Annotated in this window: 16 protein-coding genes and 2 pseudogenes; 7 read left to right on the top strand and 11 right to left on the bottom strand. The window is 39.0% G+C overall.

Features of this window, described 5'->3' with window-relative positions:
• Positions 1-11: 11 nt before the first annotated feature.
• Genes LH47_RS05215 through LH47_RS05225 form a run of 3 tightly spaced genes read left to right on the top strand, consistent with a single transcriptional unit; the run spans position 12 to position 2,003 of the window.
• The gene (locus LH47_RS05215) at positions 12-662 is read left to right on the top strand and encodes an MtnX-like HAD-IB family phosphatase (protein ID WP_043965334.1); all 651 of its coding nucleotides are present in this window, start codon (positions 12-14) and stop codon (positions 660-662) included.
• Positions 659-1,696 (top strand): iron-containing alcohol dehydrogenase family protein, encoded by a 1,038-nt coding sequence (locus tag LH47_RS05220; RefSeq protein WP_043965336.1) that lies wholly within the window; start codon positions 659-661, stop codon positions 1,694-1,696. The genes LH47_RS05215 and LH47_RS05220 overlap by 4 nt, the downstream gene beginning before the upstream one ends.
• A gap of 52 nt (positions 1,697-1,748) precedes the next feature.
• The gene (locus LH47_RS05225) at positions 1,749-2,003 is read left to right on the top strand and encodes a sigma-G-dependent sporulation-specific acid-soluble spore protein CsgA (protein ID WP_043965337.1); all 255 of its coding nucleotides are present in this window, start codon (positions 1,749-1,751) and stop codon (positions 2,001-2,003) included.
• 39 nt (positions 2,004-2,042) lie between these two features.
• On the opposite strand, the gene LH47_RS05230 is transcribed toward LH47_RS05225, so the two are convergent.
• A complete protein-coding gene (locus LH47_RS05230; protein WP_043965339.1) occupies positions 2,043-2,774 on the bottom strand; it encodes a YkgJ family cysteine cluster protein in 732 nt (243 codons plus the stop codon).
• 26 nt (positions 2,775-2,800) lie between these two features.
• Positions 2,801-3,090: pseudogene (locus LH47_RS05235) on the bottom strand (YnfA family protein).
• Positions 3,091-3,273: 183 nt separating this feature from the next.
• Between LH47_RS05235 and LH47_RS05240 the strand changes: the two are divergent.
• On the top strand, positions 3,274-4,593 hold the full coding sequence (locus LH47_RS05240; RefSeq protein WP_235341059.1) for a c-type cytochrome: 1,320 nt from the start codon (positions 3,274-3,276) through the stop codon (positions 4,591-4,593).
• An 18-nt stretch (positions 4,594-4,611) separates the two neighbouring features.
• Positions 4,612-5,655, top strand: a complete 1,044-nt coding sequence (locus LH47_RS05245) for a cytochrome ubiquinol oxidase subunit I (protein ID WP_043965341.1) — start codon at positions 4,612-4,614, stop codon at positions 5,653-5,655.
• A gap of 26 nt (positions 5,656-5,681) precedes the next feature.
• On the opposite strand, the gene LH47_RS05250 is transcribed toward LH47_RS05245, so the two are convergent.
• From LH47_RS05250 to LH47_RS05265, 4 genes are all read right to left on the bottom strand, one after another.
• Complete coding sequence (locus tag LH47_RS05250; RefSeq protein WP_043965343.1) at positions 5,682-5,912, bottom strand: thioredoxin family protein; 231 nt, start codon at positions 5,910-5,912, stop codon at positions 5,682-5,684.
• Positions 5,913-5,924: 12 nt separating this feature from the next.
• Positions 5,925-6,872, bottom strand: a complete 948-nt coding sequence (locus tag LH47_RS05255) for a permease (RefSeq protein WP_043965345.1) — start codon at positions 6,870-6,872, stop codon at positions 5,925-5,927.
• Complete coding sequence (locus LH47_RS05260; RefSeq protein WP_043965347.1) at positions 6,865-7,224, bottom strand: ArsR/SmtB family transcription factor; 360 nt, start codon at positions 7,222-7,224, stop codon at positions 6,865-6,867. Before LH47_RS05260 ends, LH47_RS05255 begins: the two co-directional genes overlap by 8 nt.
• Positions 7,225-7,393: 169 nt before the next feature.
• Positions 7,394-8,521 carry a two-component system sensor histidine kinase NtrB gene (locus LH47_RS05265; RefSeq protein ID WP_235341060.1) on the bottom strand — a complete coding sequence of 376 codons (1,128 nt, stop codon included), beginning with the start codon at positions 8,519-8,521 and terminating at the stop codon, positions 7,394-7,396.
• A gap of 922 nt (positions 8,522-9,443) precedes the next feature.
• On the opposite strand from LH47_RS05265, the gene LH47_RS05270 reads away from it, so the two are divergent.
• Positions 9,444-9,836 carry a hypothetical protein gene (locus LH47_RS05270; protein ID WP_043965384.1) on the top strand — a complete coding sequence of 131 codons (393 nt, stop codon included), beginning with the start codon at positions 9,444-9,446 and terminating at the stop codon, positions 9,834-9,836.
• Positions 9,837-10,153: 317 nt separating this feature from the next.
• Here the strand turns inward: LH47_RS05270 and LH47_RS05275 are convergent.
• Positions 10,154-11,326, bottom strand: a pseudogene (locus LH47_RS05275) (BglG family transcription antiterminator); the annotation flags it as partial.
• A 195-nt stretch (positions 11,327-11,521) separates the two neighbouring features.
• Entirely contained in the window at positions 11,522-12,922 is a 1,401-nt protein-coding gene (locus LH47_RS05280) for a PTS mannitol transporter subunit IICB (RefSeq protein WP_043965351.1), read from the bottom strand.
• Positions 12,923-13,148: 226 nt separating this feature from the next.
• On the opposite strand from LH47_RS05280, the gene LH47_RS05285 reads away from it, so the two are divergent.
• Positions 13,149-13,913 (top strand): CAP domain-containing protein, encoded by a 765-nt coding sequence (locus tag LH47_RS05285; RefSeq protein WP_043965352.1) that lies wholly within the window; start codon positions 13,149-13,151, stop codon positions 13,911-13,913.
• Positions 13,914-13,998: 85 nt separating this feature from the next.
• Here LH47_RS05285 and LH47_RS05290 read toward each other — a convergent pair whose 3' ends face one another.
• From LH47_RS05290 to LH47_RS05300, 3 genes are all read right to left on the bottom strand, one after another.
• Complete coding sequence (locus tag LH47_RS05290) at positions 13,999-16,059, bottom strand: GDYXXLXY domain-containing protein (RefSeq protein ID WP_043965354.1); 2,061 nt, start codon at positions 16,057-16,059, stop codon at positions 13,999-14,001.
• 66 nt (positions 16,060-16,125) lie between these two features.
• Complete coding sequence (locus tag LH47_RS05295) at positions 16,126-16,890, bottom strand: IclR family transcriptional regulator (RefSeq protein ID WP_043965356.1); 765 nt, start codon at positions 16,888-16,890, stop codon at positions 16,126-16,128.
• Positions 16,891-16,947: 57 nt separating this feature from the next.
• On the bottom strand, positions 16,948-19,131 hold the full coding sequence (locus tag LH47_RS05300) for a malate synthase G (protein WP_043965387.1): 2,184 nt from the start codon (positions 19,129-19,131) through the stop codon (positions 16,948-16,950).
• Between the last annotated feature and the right edge of the window lie 57 nt (positions 19,132-19,188).

Raw genomic sequence — 19,188 nt, forward strand, 5'->3', positions numbered from 1 at the left:
GAGGTTTTCTTATGAACAAATGGGCATTTGTTTCTGACTTTGACGGAACGATTTCGCATCAAGACTTTTACTGGATTGTTATTGAAAAATATTTTCCTGAAGGTGAACAATTATTTCAACAATGGCGGGCTGGAAAAATAAAAGATATTGACTTTTTAAGCACCGTCTTTACATCTATTCATCAAGATGAAGAAAAAATTATTGAAGATATTTATAACATTCCGATTGACGAAACAGTTTTACCCTTTATTACACGCATCCAACAAAACGGTGGCGATTTTTACGTGCTAAGCGCCGGATCGGATTACTATATTCGCCATATTTTCAAAAAGTACAATATACGTGGCGTAGACATTTTTTCTAATGAAGGGTATTATCACGATAAAAATATTCATATGCGCATTGATCCGAATCATATTCATTATTCAGAACGATACGGTATTGATAAATCAAGTGTCGTTCGCACATTAAAACAAACGTACAAAACGGTTTATTTTATCGGCGATAGCGAACCAGATGTTCATGCATCCAAAGTCGCAGATGTCACATTTGCAAAAGGAACGTTACAAGCGTTGTTGCGCGAACAACATATTCCTTTTGTTCCTGTGGACACGTTTGCGGATGTTGAACGTTATTTACAAGAAAAAGGAGTATTGAAATGAACATCCCTATTCCATCCATTCTTGAAATTGGAGAAGGTGTCATTTGGCGCATCGACGAGCTGATGAAAACGTATCGTTTTTCTAAAGCTGTTATATTATTTGATGATTTCACTTATCAAACGTACGAGAAAGAAATGAAGCGAGCCATTTCATCTGCTGCTGTTCACACTGTTTGCTTACCCCCCCAGCTTGATATCGTTGACATTATGAAAAAGGCGTTTGAACTTCCTCACTGTGATGTCATGATGGCCATGGGTGGCGGAGCAGTCATTGATTGCGGCAAATATATGGCGTTCTTACGACAAGTGCCGTTTCTTAGCATACCGACATCTGCGTCAAATGACGGGTTTGCAAGTACTAACTGTTCGTTACTTGTCAACGGTAAAAAAACAACCGTTCCCGCCAAAGTACCATTTGGCATTTTAGCTGATTTGCGTATCGTTCAACAGGCACCGGATCGTTTTATTTTAGCGGGCGTCGGGGATTTAATGTCGAATATTACAGCTTTGTATGACTGGGAGTTCGAACAAAACCATGGAGTTAGCCGTGTCAATGCTTTTGCAGCGATGATTAGCAAAAAGGCAGTCAATAGTTTCATTCGTACGCCAATGCAAAACATTAAGCATCCCATTTTTTTAAAAGAACTAATTAGTTCCTTAACGATGGGTGGCATTTCAACAGTTATTAGTGGGAATAGCGCACCTATTAGCGGATCTGAACATTTAATCTCCCATGCGCTTGATCAAATTAGCGAATCACCGCATATGCATGGCATTCAAGTTGGGATCGCTACGTATATCATGGCACACGTACAACAACATCGAGCGGAACGTATCACAAAAGTGTTTGCACGTACCGGATTTTTTGACTACGTCAAAACATTGCGTTTAAATAAAGAAGAATATCGCCAAGCGATCAACATCGCGCCAACGATCAAGCCAAACCGTTATACTTATATTCATGATGAACAATACCGAAAGCGTGCCATTCAACTTCTTGACGAAGACCGTATCTTACAAGAGATTTTCTTATAACGCACATAATTGATCACGAAATCGCTTACCCTACTATTGAGGAGGTGGGCGGTTGAATCAAACGTTGGCTTATTTGCGTGAGGCATTAACAAACTATGCTGATCGGCATCACATGATAGCCGTTCATTTATATAAAAAACTGATGAGTAAATCATACAAAAACGAGGAACAATTCGTTCGGGATTTATCGCAAAAAGAAGCGGCATTTTTAGATCGCATGCTTCGTCAAGAAATGAAGTATGCAAAAGAAGAACAAGATGTTGTTCGAGTTTATCATTTAAATGAAGTATATGAACAACTCATTTAAGCAAACTATGTCTAGCGCTTACATGGGCGCTAGACATGGTTATTTCTTTTCGTTAATAAAATAACAAAACAAATAGTCCATCGTAAACAAATCGTCTGGATAGTCGATCCCTACATCTTCCCCTTCATAAATGAGCGTTTGAATCAAATCATGAAGCGACTCGATATAAAACTCATATAAAAATTCATAACTAAACGGTTCATTAGGCATATGCGATTTCGCACATACACTCGGTGAACAGTAGTTCACATACGTGCGACATGGAATAGGTCGTACATCATAAATGAAACATGTATTTGTTTCGGGATTTAAAAATATACAAGGTAATTGCTCTTTCATATATATTTTTTTAAAATTTCTCTCTTCTGTAAAATCTAACGTTTCTACTCGCTTTATTTGTTCCGAGCAGTGTTGAATATACCATTGTATATGCTTATATATGCGTTCTTGCTCGTCATTTGGCAGTTTAGCAATATGAGTCATAATCCATGTTGCTTCTGCACGCGTCGTAATAATAGGAAAATAGCAACAGTGTGTACACCCTTTTGTACAAGTTGGGCGAATATTCACTTTGCGCTCAATTGTATGAATATGTTCATCAACAAGCGAAAGCAATTTTTTAAATGCTTGAAACATAAATTCCTTCCCATTTTCCCCATCATATCGTTCCAACCATTCATCAACTGCATCAACGAACGCTTGTCCATCCGGCATATGCTTGTCGTTAATTTGCTTACAAATCCGAACAATTTGCTCATATGTTAAAGGCATGTGTATCCTCCTTACTGTCTCGGTGCCTATAGCATAATTGCCACACCAACTAAACATACAAACCCACTAATCCAATCATACAAATCTGGCGTTTTTTTGTCGATCCCCCATCCCCCCATAGTAAAGATAAAAGAATGAAGATTCCTTCGTACGCCGCATACACACGTCCAAATGATGGGAATGACTGAAATGTTGCGATGACACCGTATAACGCTAAACATACTCCCCCAGCAATCCCATACATCGCTGACTTTCCTTCACGTAATCAAATCCATACAAGATATCCTCCACCAATTTCTGCAACACCAGCTAACAAAAATCAAATCACAGCACCCATATGTCCATTCCTTCCTGCCTTTTATTACACAGATGGCTGGATTGTACAATAATTTGCCACAAAATCGTAATACTTTCCGAAAACATTTCTCACAAAATAACCATTTTTACTTCACAAACAATTGCTATAGTGATAACGGGTAGAATTGATGAAGGGAGATGAATGAAAGTGAATTTTCCAATCGTTGAATTTCCGTGGTTTGGGAACGGAAACATCGTTGCACTCATCGCTATTATTCATGTTCTCATTAGCCATGGGGTAGCGATCGGCGCAACAGCTATCGTTGTATCAACTGAATATTATGCCATGCAAACAAAAAATGCAAAATTGGATCAACTAGCTAAACAAATGACAAAGTGGATCGTTATCATCACAACAACTATCGGCGCTATGACAGGGGTAGGAATTTGGCTTTCTACAATGGTGATTCAGCCAGATTCCATCGGTTCCTTGTTGCGCATCTTTTTCTGGGCATGGGTAACAGAATGGGTCATTTTTATCGGAGAAGTTGTACTCCTCCTCATTTACTACTATACGTGGGAGAAGTGGAAAGAAGGAAGAAAAAAGCAAAAACATCTGAATATCGGCATTACTCTTTCCATTTTTTCGTGGCTTACGATGGCGATCATTACGGGTATTTTAGCGGCTAAACTTACACCCGGCCGTTGGATGGAAACGCTTTCGTTTTGGAACGCCTTTTTCAATCCAACATACTTACCTTCACTAGCGTTTCGCACATTTTTAGCTGTCACGCTGACTATTTCGTTGTTTACAATCTTCGTACGCCTGTTTGTTAAAGATGAAGACGTTCGCCCACAGCTCTTTCGTATTTTCTCAATTTGGGGTGCAATTTCACTACCGGCAACATTTGTTTTTGGGCTTTGGTATTTGAAATCGATCCCCGAGCAAGCCGCGAAGCTTATTGTCTGGTCAACCGGCTTACCTGAACAAACATTTAACGTGTTAAATATTTTTGCGTTTGTACTAATTGTCGTTTTTCTCGCTTGGCTCGTTATTCGACCAAAAAAACTACCGATAGTGCTCGCGTTAGCAATGTTTGTTTCAGCCATTGGCTTTATCGGTGAATTCGAAGTCGTTCGCGAATCCGTTCGGAAACCGTATATCATTTACAACTATATGTATGTAAACGGAATTACCAAAGCAAAAGCAGAAGCAATGAATCGAGAAGGATACTTGGCTCATTCAACAATTGCCAAGGTAAAAGAAATAACAGATGAAAACAAACTTGAAGCCGGGCGCGAAATTTATCTAGGACAATGTTTGGCATGTCATACAATCGATGGCTGGCGTTCAAAACGAGCACTCGCTAATCGGCTTGACGGATGGTCTCAGGAGACAATTAAGTCATTTATTCCAAACATGCATAACGTAAGACCTATGATGCCACCGTTTGTTGGAACAGAAGAGGAACTTGAAGCACTCGCTGCTTATTTATATAAGGTGGTTAATGAACAAAACTAGAAAGGAGTGGAAACACATATGCATGTATTACAATTAGCCATCCCACCAGACTTTCCCTTGCCAATACCAGGAAATTTATCGTTACTTGAGTTTTTAATCGTTTTAACTTTCCTTCTTCATATTGTATTTGTGAATCTTACAATATCGCTCGCCAATGGCGCTATCGCCCTCGAAGGAGTTGGAATGATTAAGAAATCAAAAAGATTGGACGATATGGCTCGCATTTGTTCGTTCCATGCTTCCGTTCACAAAAGTATTGCTGTTGTTCTCGGCGTCGCTCCTCTGTTAATTATTAGCGTCATTTATACGCAATACTTTTATACATCTACTTTGTTAATCGGAAAAGCGTGGCTCAGCATCATTATTCTGCTGATTACATCCTTTCTTCTCTTATATTTATATAAGTTTTCATGGGAAAAATGGGAAAATAAAAAAGGATTGCATTTTATTGTTGGTCTTATTGCGTCAGCTATTTTACTGTTTATCCCGTTCATTTTCATCGTCAATATCGTTTCTATGCTATATCCAGAGAAATGGGAAACTGCAAACGGCTTTTTCCATAGCATTGTTCATTATCCACAAATTTGGCAACGATATGCTCACTTTATTTTAGCTAGCCTAGCTGCCGGTGGATTTTATATGTACTTCTACTTTACGTGGAAACAGAAAAAACAAACGTTATCTGACGTTGAACAAACGTTAAAAATTGGCGGTGTGAAAGTGACGTTTTGGATTACATTGTTGCAATTAGTATTCGGTTCTTTGTTGCTCATGTCATTTCGCCGCGATGTCATGCTATTGTTTATGGGCGATGATTTGCTGCTTACAACGCTTTTACTTACATCGATTTTATTGACAATTGTACTATGTGCCCTTTTATATGTAGCAATGAAAAAAGATACTCCCAAATGGTTTTACGCATCAATCGCCTGTTTCGTTTTGATTGTTGCGCTTATGGGATGGATGCGGCACGAAGTGCGGGAAGCATATTTGCAGCCTTACATGGACGAATATCCACGAACGTTCGATGTTCAAAAAGAAAATGTTCAACCAATAAAATAGAGAGGGGGCGTTTTGTACGCCGCCTCTTATTTTATGAACGCCTTGACTTCATCGACAGATAACAGTTTTCCTGTTGATACAACTTTTTCATTTACTACAAGCGCCGGTGTACTCATCACCCCATAGCTCATAATTTTTCCAATATCCTCTACTTTCTCTACTTGCGCATCGATTTGAAGTTGCGCAATGGCCATTCGAACGTTTTGTTCGAGCTCTTTACATTTTTTACATCCTGTTCCTAACACTTTAATCACCATTTTCTCATCCTCCTACAATATCGCATTAAATATATAGCCAATGGCGATAATGCCAATGGTTGCAATAAGGACAAATATACCAATGAGTTGCGGTTTCATCACTTTGCGAAGCAACACCATCTCTGGGAACGATAGCGCTGTCATCGCCATCATAAAGGAAAGTGCCGTTCCCGACGCCACTCCTTTTCCCATTAACGCTTCAATCATCGGAAGTGATCCGACTGCATTCGAATATAACGGTACTCCAAGAATGACCGCCACTGGAACAGCGAATATGCTTTCTTTTCCAGCATAACGAACGAGTAAATCTTCAGGAACATATCCGTGAATCCACGCCCCAATTCCAATACCAATAAGCAAAAATATCCATATTTTTTTTACGGTATCAATGACATTTGTTTTTGCATAAGCGAATCGATCACGCATCGTCATTTCTTGGACAACAGATTCCCCTAATTTAATATCAAACACATATGGCTCGATGTATTTCTCTAAATTCAACTTTCCAATCACCAATCCAGCGATCATGGCTAATAATACACCAAACAAGACGTACAACACGGCAATTTTCCATCCGAAAATCGAAAACAACATAACAAGTGAGACTTCATTGACAATCGGTGACGAAATTAAAAAGGTAAACGTCACCCCAAGTGGAATGCCTGCCTCAACAAATCCAATAAAAAGAGGAACGGTTGAACATGAACAAAATGGTGATACGACTCCAAGCAAAGCTGCTAGTACGCCCGCAATCCCTTTTTTCTTCCCGCTAATCCACTGCTTTACTTTTTCAGGCGGAAAATAGCTACGTACAAACGAAATAGTAAACACCATCACAGACAATAAAAAAAGAATTTTTAACGTATCATAAATAAAAAAATGGAGTGCTCCTCCAAACTTTGAAGTGATCGACAGTCCGAATACATCCTCAACTAACCAATCCGCAAACATGTTAAACATGAACATCTCTTCTTTCTTCCATAAGTGGCATCACCACTTCTTGATTTAGTTGATAAATTGTAAATTTCCCCTGCTTATATACGCTCACTACGTTTCCACGCTCAAGCAATTTCAAATGATGCGTGACAGTCGATGGGGGTAGCTGCAAGGCAGCTGTAATCTCACATACACATAAATCGCTGTGCGTTAACATACCAACAATACGCAAACGTGTTTCATCTCCAAGTGCTTTAAACAATTGGGCACGATGTTGTATGAGCTGATCATCTTGAAGAAAAGGAAACGTTTGCTTTGCTTTTTCAATCACCCCGTTTATTTCTTGTTCATTTTTTAGTTGCCAATGATTTTTCATCTGTCATTCACTCCCTTTACTTTTATAATAAAACTATTTTTCTAGTTTTGTAGTTTTAAATAATGAACATTTTTTTAACATGATTTTAACCATCTTTAATAATGGAAATAAAAAACATACAGAAAAGATGCCCGTAACGGACACCTTGACTTCTTTACTCCGTCTACCGTCAAATCGGCAGCTTAATGACAAACGTCGTTCCCTGTTCCGAGCTGTTGTGAAGCGCAATCGTCCCGCCATGGTTTTCAACGATTCGTTTGACGATCGTTAACCCTAGACCTGTCCCTGACGGCTTGGTTGTCATAAACGGTTCAAACATCGTTGCTTGCATCCCTTGTGGAATTCCTTTTCCAGAATCGTAAACGTACATATTGTACGTCTCGCCGACATCAGAATATATGCAAATCGTCCCATCTTCTTCAATGGACTCGATACTGTTATAAAGTAAATTGTACAACACTTGCATCATCTGTTTCGGATCGAGCTTCAACAAAACACGGTCAAGATGAACGTACACGCGAATATGTTTTTCCTCTAACGTATGTTGCAACAACGAAAGCAAGTCTTGAACGATCGTTTCCATATACGTCTCTTTCAACATCGGTGCGCTCGGTTTTGCGATCAGAAGCATATCTTCAACAATTGCATTAATGCGGTCAATTTCTTTTAATAAAAGCGGAATGTGATATTGCTCGCGATCGCGTTCATATAAATTTTCGTTCATAAACGCTAAAAAGCCGTGAATGACCGCGAGTGGATTGCGAATTTCATGCGCTGCTTTCGCCGCCATTTCCCCCATTAACGCCAACTTTTCCGATTGATGGATGCGTTTTGTGAGTTTCTCTATTTCAGTGATGTCAAGAAAGAAAAGTGTACGCCCTACCGTTTCGCCATACAAATTAAGTAAACTCGATTGTGACACTAAAAAAATTTTTTTCTCCCCATCCCTTTCATATGGTACTTTTAGTTGTTGGAATGGATCGCGATGAATGAAAAGTTCCCAAAATAAAGCATTATGTTCACTTTCTTTTTCTTGTTGAATTAATTGCTTAATTTCTTTTTTATCTAAATGAAGCAAAGCAGCCGCGGAATCGTTAATGAAATGATCCCGCTTTGAATTATCGATTGTAATCAAACCGATAGGCAACGAATTTAGTAATCTCTCAATATATACTTTATCATCCTGTAGTTTTTCGTATAGTCGAGAATACTGGCGAAATGTTGACGAGAGTAGTAGCATAATGATTGTGTATAAAAATAAGCCAAATAATGAATCGAATTTAAATAAAACAGACAATATAACGGCTACCACCAACATAACCGCATAAATATACGAAACTTCCTTCACTGTGCTACTCAGTACAACAATGAAGTCCGTAGACGAATGAAGCGAAAAATATAAAGCCATAAGTACAGCATTTAAAATAAAGTAGGTGAGGAAACAAAAGATATAGGCTAAAAAATATCTTAAAGATATTTCTCCAACTCCCCCTCCGAAAATGTTGTACACGTAATATGAAACGCATATCATAATCACATAGACAGAGAAATTAAATACATGTTTCCACCAAACCATTTTTTGAAGATGAGTAAAATATATGATAAAGCTCCCCAATATTAAAACCACTAGTGTATATTTCAATCCAAAAACAAAAAGTAAGGACAAATAAATCGATGACTCCAATGTAAATGAATTACCACTAGGCGGAAGGCATATTAAATATCGATCTAGCAATGCCACAGCCCCGGCAAACAACAATAACAACAGCCACTGTTCTTCTACGTGCACGCTAGAAAATGGCCATATATACAGAAATAATGCACACCCAAACAAAGAAATGAGCGTCACATATAGTACAAATAATCGTCTCATGAAATGTACTCACCTATCTGTAATAGTTTGACTCTATCATTCTATGGCAAACTGAAACAATAAGCAACACAGGATTTTTTTGTGTTCTCTATTATTCCAAGCAATCATCGATATGATACAATATAAGAAAAGCGCAAAGCGTCCCCCATTTCGCCTAAAGACGGTTCTCACCCTACGAGCAAAGACGAAATGTCGCTATCCATGGCTCCGCGAAGAGCGTACAAGCCTCACTGAGGAGGAAACTCCTTAAGTCGATGGCCCTTGAAGCTAGACAGCTCCCTACCCAATGGAAAAATTTTATACTTTCTTGCCTTTCAAAAAAGAAAATGACCAAGGAGTGACAGCAATGATTAAGTTGCCTAAAAATCATTCAAAACAATGGTATGGTATCAGTGCGTTTTTATTTTTTCTCTTTCTTTGTACACTTGCCGGTTCTCAATTGTTGCTTCACATCTCCATGGACTTTAAACAATTGATCGTTTTTGCCGTGATATCCTTCATTTTAGCGAGTATCATCGGAACCGGTGGCTTTTTTGGCAAAGTAGCATTCACTACTGTATCTTTCACTTTTTCAATTATCGGAATGATAAACGTTGTTTTTATTTCTATGACCCGCGCTCACCAAGGATGGAGCGATATAACAAGCATCATTTCTTTTCTCACTATTTCATTGTTTGGCGTTGTTACCGGAGTTATTGCCGAAATTATTCGCGCTTTTTTGAAAAAGAAGCCCAAGTAAAAAGAGCCATCTATAAAGATGGCTCCCTACATATAAAGCATTTGTTTTTTGATTTCGACCGCAAGTGGATGATCAGACGGGAGCTTCGCATACGTTTCAAGTGCTCCTTCTACTCCGCTTTCTTTTATCGTTTGCTGAAGTTGTACTGCTTCTGCATCCCCTTCATAATCAAATAACAACAATGCTGCGATTCCTTTGGCTAAAGATGTAGGAACTTCTCCAAAGCATTCATAATATTTCATTGCTGGGCGAATGAGCCGATCGTTTGATCCGAGTTTACGAATTGGCGAACGAGCTACTCGTATTACTTCATCTGTCTCCGAAAATACATGTTGTACACCTTGTTGCACAATATGAAACAATTCGCTATAGTCTTGCATAATTTTATGAAGCAACGGATTAGTAATGCCCATATGATGCTGTATACGATATAAAGCTGGTTTTAAATGGACAATTAAATCTTCGTACAATGGATAGTCGTCCGTTAAATCAATCTCTATTTTATCGCTCACAAAACGAATGAGCTCTTGCGCTTTCATCGCGATTGCTAAACTCGCCTCTTCTAACATATATCCACGCCGAGTTCTTAACTTTGCACCCATTAAATGCATCGTGATGTAACCAATTTCTTCTTCGGGAATCACAACATGAAAAACTTCTTCTAATTTTTTTGCGATTTTTTCTGCTGTTTCATATTCTTTCGTTGCACGAATCGCTTGCAAATGTTGGGCATCAAAATGGATAGCCTCTCCTTGCACAATGCGCTCAATGGCTAACGCCAGATGAATAACGAGAGCGATATACGAACTATCGGCAATCGTAAACGGAAGATTTTCTTTCATCGCTTCAATTTGTTGTTCGATCATAAACAATTTTTCTTTATCAACAAGCCCAAGCAACTTCTCTGTTACCGTATTTACTAAATCTGTTGACTTTTTTTGAATAGACTCTTTCATTAAAGAGAGAAATTGTGATTCATCAAAATGATCAAATAACAGTTCGCTCATCATTTTACGTTTTGCTGCTTCGGAGCCACATATTTCGACCCCATATCCCCTTTTACGAATGAGAGAAAGTCCGTGTTTTTCTACCTTTTCTTCCATTTTGTCTAAATCGTTGCTGATCGTGGCGACTGTTACGTTTAAATCATTCGCAAGAGAGACTAACTTCACCGGTTCTCCTGATTCTAATAAAGCAATTAAAATCATCGTTTGCCGCTCTTCAGGTGTATATTCCGTATGTGATAAACGAAATACATGCATTTGTAGCTGACGCTTTTTTTCTTCTTCTCCGACGATTTGAATACCAACACCTGCTTTTTTTATTAGTTGTAAATCATATGATTCAACAACTGGTTCAACACCTTTTAAATCACGGTGAACCGTTCGCTCGCTTACATCTAATTGCTTGGCGACATCTCCTACTGTAATTCCTTTTGGGTTCGCTAATAAAAGATCTAATATTTTTCTTTCTCTCGCTGATATATACACACACTCACCTCCCATCTAGCAACGATTGTTGACAATTTTTAAAAACACGTTTGCTTTTCAAGAAAAATTTTACCGTCACTTTTCTTAAATCACAACAAATAGAAAGCGCTTTTTCGTCACTTTACATGTTGACATTTTTTAAATGAAAGAAGCAAAAAGGTAAGCTGTTCACTTACCTTTTTGCTTGTTTATTCGTTATTCACCTTTTTTTAACATCTCGATCAATTCATCATATTTTGGACTATTTAAGAAGTTTTCAACAGATACGTGGTATGCATTTGGTAATTTTTCTTTCGCACGATCTGTTAAATTTTGATGAGTAATAACCACATCTGCATCCGCTGGCAATTGATTAATCGCTGTATTTGTTACTTCAATATCAAGTCCAGCTTTTTGCACTTTGTTTCTCATAATGGAAGCACCCATCGCACTTGATCCCATTCCTGCATCACAAGCAAAAACAATTTTTTTCACTTGTTTTGGCGCCGCAGTGCTTAAAGCTGAAGCCACGCTGCTTTTCTTTCCTTTTAATTGTTGCATTTGTTCTGTCGCTTGTTCTAGATCGCCTTCTCCTTGTTTTGATGTTTTTAAGAAGAAGGATGCCACTAAGAAAGAAACGGTAGCAGCAACGATTACACCGGCAAGAACCCCTAAGTAATGACCGCGCGGCGTCATAGCAAGTAGCGCAAAAATACTTCCTGGCGATGGAACTGCAACAAGACCTGCATTAAATACTGTGAATGTAAACACCCCACTCACACCACCGGCAATGGCAGCTAAGATGAGTACTGGGCGCATTAAAATGTAAGGGAAGTAAATTTCGTGAATTCCTCCAAGGAAATGGATGATCACTGCACCCGGTGCTGATTGTTTTGCCATCCCTTTTCCGAACAACCAATAGGCAAGTAAAATACCAAGACCTGGACCCGGGTTTGTTTCAAGCAAGAATAAAATAGATTTTCCTGTTTTTGCTGCTTGCTCAATACCAAGCGGACTTAAAATACCATGGTTAATGGCATTGTTTAAAAATAATACTTTTGCTGGTTCAATAAAGATGTTTGCTAAAGGTAACAATTTCGCGTTAACAATTGCTTCTACGCCCGCTGCTAATGTTTTGTTTAATCCTAAAACAACTGGACCAATTCCTTTGAAAGCGACTAATGTGAGTAACCCACCAATAATACCTGCCGAAAAGTTGTTTACTAACATTTCGAAACCTTGTTTGATTTTCCCATGAACAAGTTTGTCAAACTGTTTAATGGCATATCCGCCAAGCGGCCCCATGATCATGGCACCTAAAAACATCGGAATGTCTGAACCGACAATAACCCCCATGGTTGCGGTTGCACCGACGACACCACCACGAACGTCATAAATCATTTTTCCGCCTGTATAACCAATTAATAATGGCAATAAATACGTAATCATGGGGCCAACTAATTTAGCGAATGATTCGTTTGGCAACCAACCTGTCGGGATAAATAATGCAGTAATAATTCCCCACGCAATAAATGCCCCGATGTTTGGCATAATCATTCCGCTTAAATAACTGCCAAATCGTTGCACTTTTACACGAAAACCTGTTTGATTTTCCATGTTTTTTCCTCCTCTTTTTTATTTGGTCTTGCTATAGCTTCATATTAAAGCGCTTACAGGTCACATTCAATGTAAAGTAAATATCATTTTGTCTGTCACAATCTTGTCATTTTTTAAAAACAAAAAGAGGAAAAAACATTTCTCAACCATTCCCATTATTAGTTTGCTTCGTAACGGCAAAAACTAATGATGCATAACAATTAAAATGTCAAGGAGGGATGCACAAATGATAACAAAACTAACGAAATCTATTGCCGCCTTAGGTTTACTTGCCATTGTTGGCTGTAACAACGCAATGGATATGAACAACCGTTCAAACATTTCTGCTTTGCATACGACGCTATCAAGCGATCAATATCCTCATACAAAAGCGATATTGATTCAAGAAGCTCGCTATAAATTTGTTCCGATCGATCCAAAAGACGCAGCCAATTTACGCACACAAATCGAACGATCGTTAACGGAACAACAAAGAATGTATGTACAACCGAGACCTTACACGCCGTCACCAAATACGTATCAACGTCCAAATCAGGTGACGCCGACACAACCGAACAGACAAACACAACAACCGACTCAGCAGCAACAAAAACAAACAACACCGACAACAAGTATTAGTCAATATGCACAACAAGTCATCGATTTGACAAACAAAGAACGTGCTCGGGCAGGGCTGCCAGCTTTACGTGCTGATGCGCAGCTCAGCTCGGTCGCTCAGAAAAAATCGGAAGATATGCGAAAAAATAATTATTTCTCGCATACAAGCCCAACATACGGCTCTCCTTTTGATATGATGCGCGATTTTGGCGTTTCTTATCGAACAGCTGGGGAAAACATCGCCAAAGGGCAGCGAACACCTCAAGAAGTAGTTAACGCGTGGATGAATAGTGCCGGACACCGCGCCAACATTTTAAATCGAAACTTTACGCATATCGGTGTTGGATTTGACGGAAACGGAAACTATTGGACACAAATGTTTATTGGAAAGTAAAGTCTCCTTTACCACTGTCAAAGGAAACGGCAGTTGAACATCATAAAAAAACCGCCGTCTCAATACGAGGCGACGGTTTTTTATCTTACCGTTCAGACACTTTTTCTAATAACGCATCTCCTGTCTTACTTACACGTACATACGCAAAACGAGCATGGCGTTGTATATCTCCTCCTGTTTTTTCTGGAACAAAATACGTTTCAATTCCATAAATGATTGTATTTCCGTATATATTTCCATTTACTAATACATCGCCTTCTCGATACATATTCGAATCGCGTCGTTTTCCATTTAACGAATACACGCCAACGAACCGATGAACGCCTGTTTCATCCCTTCGTAAAATGACTTGTGCTTTTCCCCACTCATCCATTCCCTCAATTGTTGAAATTTCATATTGAAGACGAACATAATCTCCTTGAATGAGCGAACGTGGGTCTATCGGTTCAAGTTGCAATTTCATTTGTTGACCATATTGAAGATGTTGCTCTTTATCAAACGTCACATAGGTGATAAAAGCAACTTGCAACATGATAATGACGAAAAGCGGTAACCATTTTTGCTCATGGAAAGATAATGAAATCGACTTTCTTTTTTGTACGACCGAAGCAACGATCAATAAACATACTCCAACAATGGCTAATGTCATAGATTTATGCAATAAATTCCATACCCATTCATAATACTTTAACGCTAAAAACAAAAAGATATATAACCAAGCAATTGCTTGTTCTTTTTCATTCGTACGGAAAAAGAGAACAAAAGCAACAAAGCCAAGAAACAGTATATTCCATACAACATACGCCCAATCCACCACAACTAAATCAGCACTCGTCAATAAAAGAAGCGTAGCGAATGAAAAAACGAGGAAAACGAGTCGCTCATACGTATGTTTTGTAATCCAATAAATGATGCCGTAAAAAACAAATACGGTAAATAACGTGAAACGAATGTCGCTCCACTCATCAAGCATCATCATGACGAAATAAAGAGAAACAGCCACATTCGTCATCGTTCGTACACCCGCCGACATTCGCCATGAAACAACAAATAATACAGCGATATATACAGTAATGACAATAAAGAAAACCTCTGTTACGCTAAACGCACCGAGGATATATCCAATCGCAAGCAATGTGTAGCGAACAACATCGTTCCATCTTTTCAATAACAATCCCGGAACAACAAACAAAAAAACTGATATACTTAACAACCAATAAGGAGAAAACACATCAAACCAAAACGACAATAATTGCAATATACTTCCAACTGTAATAATCGAAGCAACCCCTGTAACAATCACTTGAAAAGCAACAAAAAATATTTTCTCTATTTTTCCGTTGCTTCGCTTTTTCATCCAACGAAGCGCATAAATGCCTATATAAACGATGACGGCCGCCAACACAAGCCCAAATATATACCAATTACCACCAAAATGTCGCTCAACAAAGCGAAAATATTGCACAACCCAAAACATACCTGCAAACAGCACCGTACATATAAAATACGGTTGTTTCCTTACATATATTAAAAACAATACGAAGATCAAAGCATATACGTACGGCCAAAAATGAAACTGGTCTGCGGAAATCCCGTGTACAAATATGACAAATAGCCAAATGTGCGTTGCCATATAAGCCAGAACAGAAACAATCGACGGACGTCCAAGAAATGAAATAATTCCATTGATTACGGCAAAAAGCAACAAAATAAAAAACGCTAGCCATTCTCCTCGCTCAATTTGATACGAAGACGGAAAGTAGTAAAACCAAAACGTAAGCTGTAGCAGTCCGAAACTGAATATAGCGAGAAATCGAATGCGAGTAAACATGGCAAACATAGCAGTAGGAATGAACCAAATGAAAAACAATAAAAAGCTATCCGCATGCGAGTTATATACTTGACCAATTAATGCGACACAAATTCCAAATGTTATCGCCCCAAAAATAAGCAACCATTTACTTAAAAAATGATGGCGAAAAACCGTGGCGCTCATGCCATAAAACAAAATCATAAACCCAGCACCAATCCCGACTTTCATCAAGCGCCCAAGTTCAGGCCAGTTAGAAGCGAAAAAATAAACGAGCGCTGCGACAAAAAACAAAAGCCCTAACAAATATGTTGTTTTCACAACACGTTGTGCCATAAAGTGGCCTCCTTAAACATCCTTTTTATCATTATACTATGACTAGGGGCCAAACGTATACATCATTCATCGATATCCAAGCCGCTCCGAAATTTGTTTACCTATCTTTTTCATTTGTTCGTGAAGTTGTTCAATCCGTTCATTTGTCATGCGAATGGTCGGTCCGGAAACACTTACTGCGGCAATGACTTGTTTCGTATGATCAAAAATCGGAACAGCGACACATCGTATACCGTATTCATTTTCTTCTAAGTCGAGCGCATAACCACGTTGCCGAACACGTTCTAGCTCTTGAAACAACATTTGACGATCTGTAATTGTATAATGAGTATGTGGCGGCAATCCTTTTCGATCTAAAATATCCGCAACAACATGCTTGGGCAAATGTGCTAAAATCGCTTTTCCAACAGCCGTACAATGCATCGGCGCTCGCTTTCCAACTTTCGAATGCATGCGCAACGTTTCATTCCCATCTAACTTTTCAATATAAATGACTTCTCCTTGATCGTACACGACAAGATGCACAACTTCATTTGTCAATTTTTCCAACCCACGCAAATACGGTTTCGCTTCTTTTCGCAAATCAATCGATTCTAACAACTTTGAGCTCATTTCCAAAAGCTTATAACCGAGCTTGTATCGCTCTGTTTCTCCATCTTGTTCAACGTATCCGTGTTCAGCCAGTGTCGACAGTAACCGATAAACTGAACTTTTATGAATACCTATTTGTTTTGCGATTTCAGTTACACCCATTCCATGACGTTCATTACTTAAAATATCCATAATTTGTAAAGCTCTATCGACTGATTTCACAAACGAATCTTTTTCCATGCTGCTTCCCACCTTTAGCACATAACGAGGGCATTCACATGGAATGCCCTCATCACATTATTGTTTTACATGAGCAAATTTTGCTTTTGCTTCTAAACGACGGCGATGTAAAATCGGTTCTGTGTAGCCGTTCGGCTGTTCATATCCTTTGAAAACGAGATCGCACGCTGCTTGGAAGGCAACTGAGTTATCATAATCCGCTGACATTGGTCGGTATGCTGGATCGTCAGCATTTTGTTCATCGACAACCTTCGCCATTCGCTTCAATGTTTCAAGCACTTGTTCTTTCGTACAAATCCCATGATGCAACCAATTCGCAATATGTTGACTCGAAATACGAAGCGTTGCACGGTCCTCCATTAAACCAATGTTATGAATATCAGGTACTTTTGAACATCCAATCCCTTGGTCGATCCAACGAACAACGTAACCAAGAATACCTTGTGCATTATTATCTAACTCTTGTTGAATTTCCTCAGGCGTCCATTGTGGGTTGACAGCGACAGGAATTTGTAATATGTCGTCACGATAGTTCTTCACATTTTTCTTCAGCTCATCTTGCACCGTAAACACATCTACTTGATGATAATGAAGCGCATGTAACGTCGCGGCAGTCGGCGACGGAACCCAGGCTGTATTTGCCCCAGCTTGCGGATGGGCAATTTTTTGCTTTAACATTTCCGCCATCATATCAGGCATCGCCCACATCCCTTTACCAATTTGAGCTCGTCCTTGAAAACCTGTCGCTAACCCAATCGCCACGTTCGAATTTTCATAGCTTTGTAGCCATACGGACGACTTCATTTCATTTTTCCGAATCATCGGTCCTGCTTCCATTGATGTGTGAATTTCGTCGCCTGTACGATCTAAAAATCCTGTGTTAATAAAAATAATTCGATCTCTTACCCGATAAATACAATTTTTCAAATTCAGTGTTGTACGACGCTCTTCATCCATCACGCCAATTTTAATTGTATTTCGCTCAAGACCGAGCATATCTTCAACCCGATCAAACAATTCGTTCGCAAATGCTACTTCTTCTGACCCGTGCATTTTCGGCTTTACGATGTAAATGGAACCTTTTCTTGAGTTCACATATTTTCCATTACCGAGAAGTGAATGTTTCATAATTAAAGTTGTCACAACAGCATCTAAAATGCCCTCATACACTTCTTCCCCATTTTCAAGCAAAATCGTATTGTTCGTCATTAAATGCCCAACGTTTCGCACAAACATGAGTGAACGGCCTGGCAATGTGAGCGTTTCGCCACTTGGCGTTGTATATACACGATCTGGATTTAGCTTGCGTGTAATAGTTTTGTTTCCTTTTGTAAAGCTTGCCGTTAAGTCACCTCGAACTAAACCGAGTAAGTTGCGATACACAAGTACTTTATCTTCCGCATCCACCGCTGCAACGGAATCTTCGCAATCCATAATTGTTGTTAAAGCTGACTCTAAATAAACATCTTTAATCCCAGCTGCATCTGTCTGTCCGATCGGATGAGTTCGATCAATTTGTATTTCAATATGCAAGCCGTTATTTTTTAACAAAATAGCAGAAGGTTGCTCTGGTGAGCCTTGATACCCGACAAATTTCTCCCCATCTTGTAATGTTGTCGTTTGTCCATTTTTTACTGTTACAGTTAATATACCGTCTACAACAGCGTATTGAACAGCATCTTTATGCGAATATTCACGAAGCGGTACCGCTTCATCTAAAAAGGCACGGACGTAAGCAATGACTTTCTCACCGCGCACCGGATTGTATCCTTTTCCTCGCTGTGCACCATCTTCTTCACTAATCACATCTGTCCCATATAGCGCATCGTACAAACTTCCCCAACGAGCATTGGCTGCATTAAGGGCATAACGTGCGTTTGTAATTGGAACAACAAGCTGTGGACCTGCTTGCTTAGCAATTTCATCATCTACATTTTCTGTTGTAATTTCAAAGTCATCAACTTCTGGCTCTAAATATCCGATTTCTTGCAAAAACGATTTATATTTTTCAAAATCGAACTGCCCACGATGTTGCTTATGCCATTCATTAATCTTTTCTTGCAGTTCATCACGCTTCGCAAGCAACGCTTTATTTTTCGGTGTGAGTTCTTCAATCAGCTGCTCAAAATCGCTCCAAAACTTGCTCGCATCTACCTCGCTATTCGGTAGCACTTCATTTGTTATAAAATCATAAAAGTTGCTGGCGACTTGCAAACGTCCAACTTGTACATATTCTCCCATCATCATTCCCCTTCCCCTTTTGTTGCGTATTATGAAACATCGTTTCAAATTTCTCGA

Origin of the sequence: Anoxybacillus thermarum (assembly GCF_000836725.1) — a bacterium.
GTDB classification, from domain to species: domain Bacteria; phylum Bacillota; class Bacilli; order Bacillales; family Anoxybacillaceae; genus Anoxybacillus; species Anoxybacillus thermarum.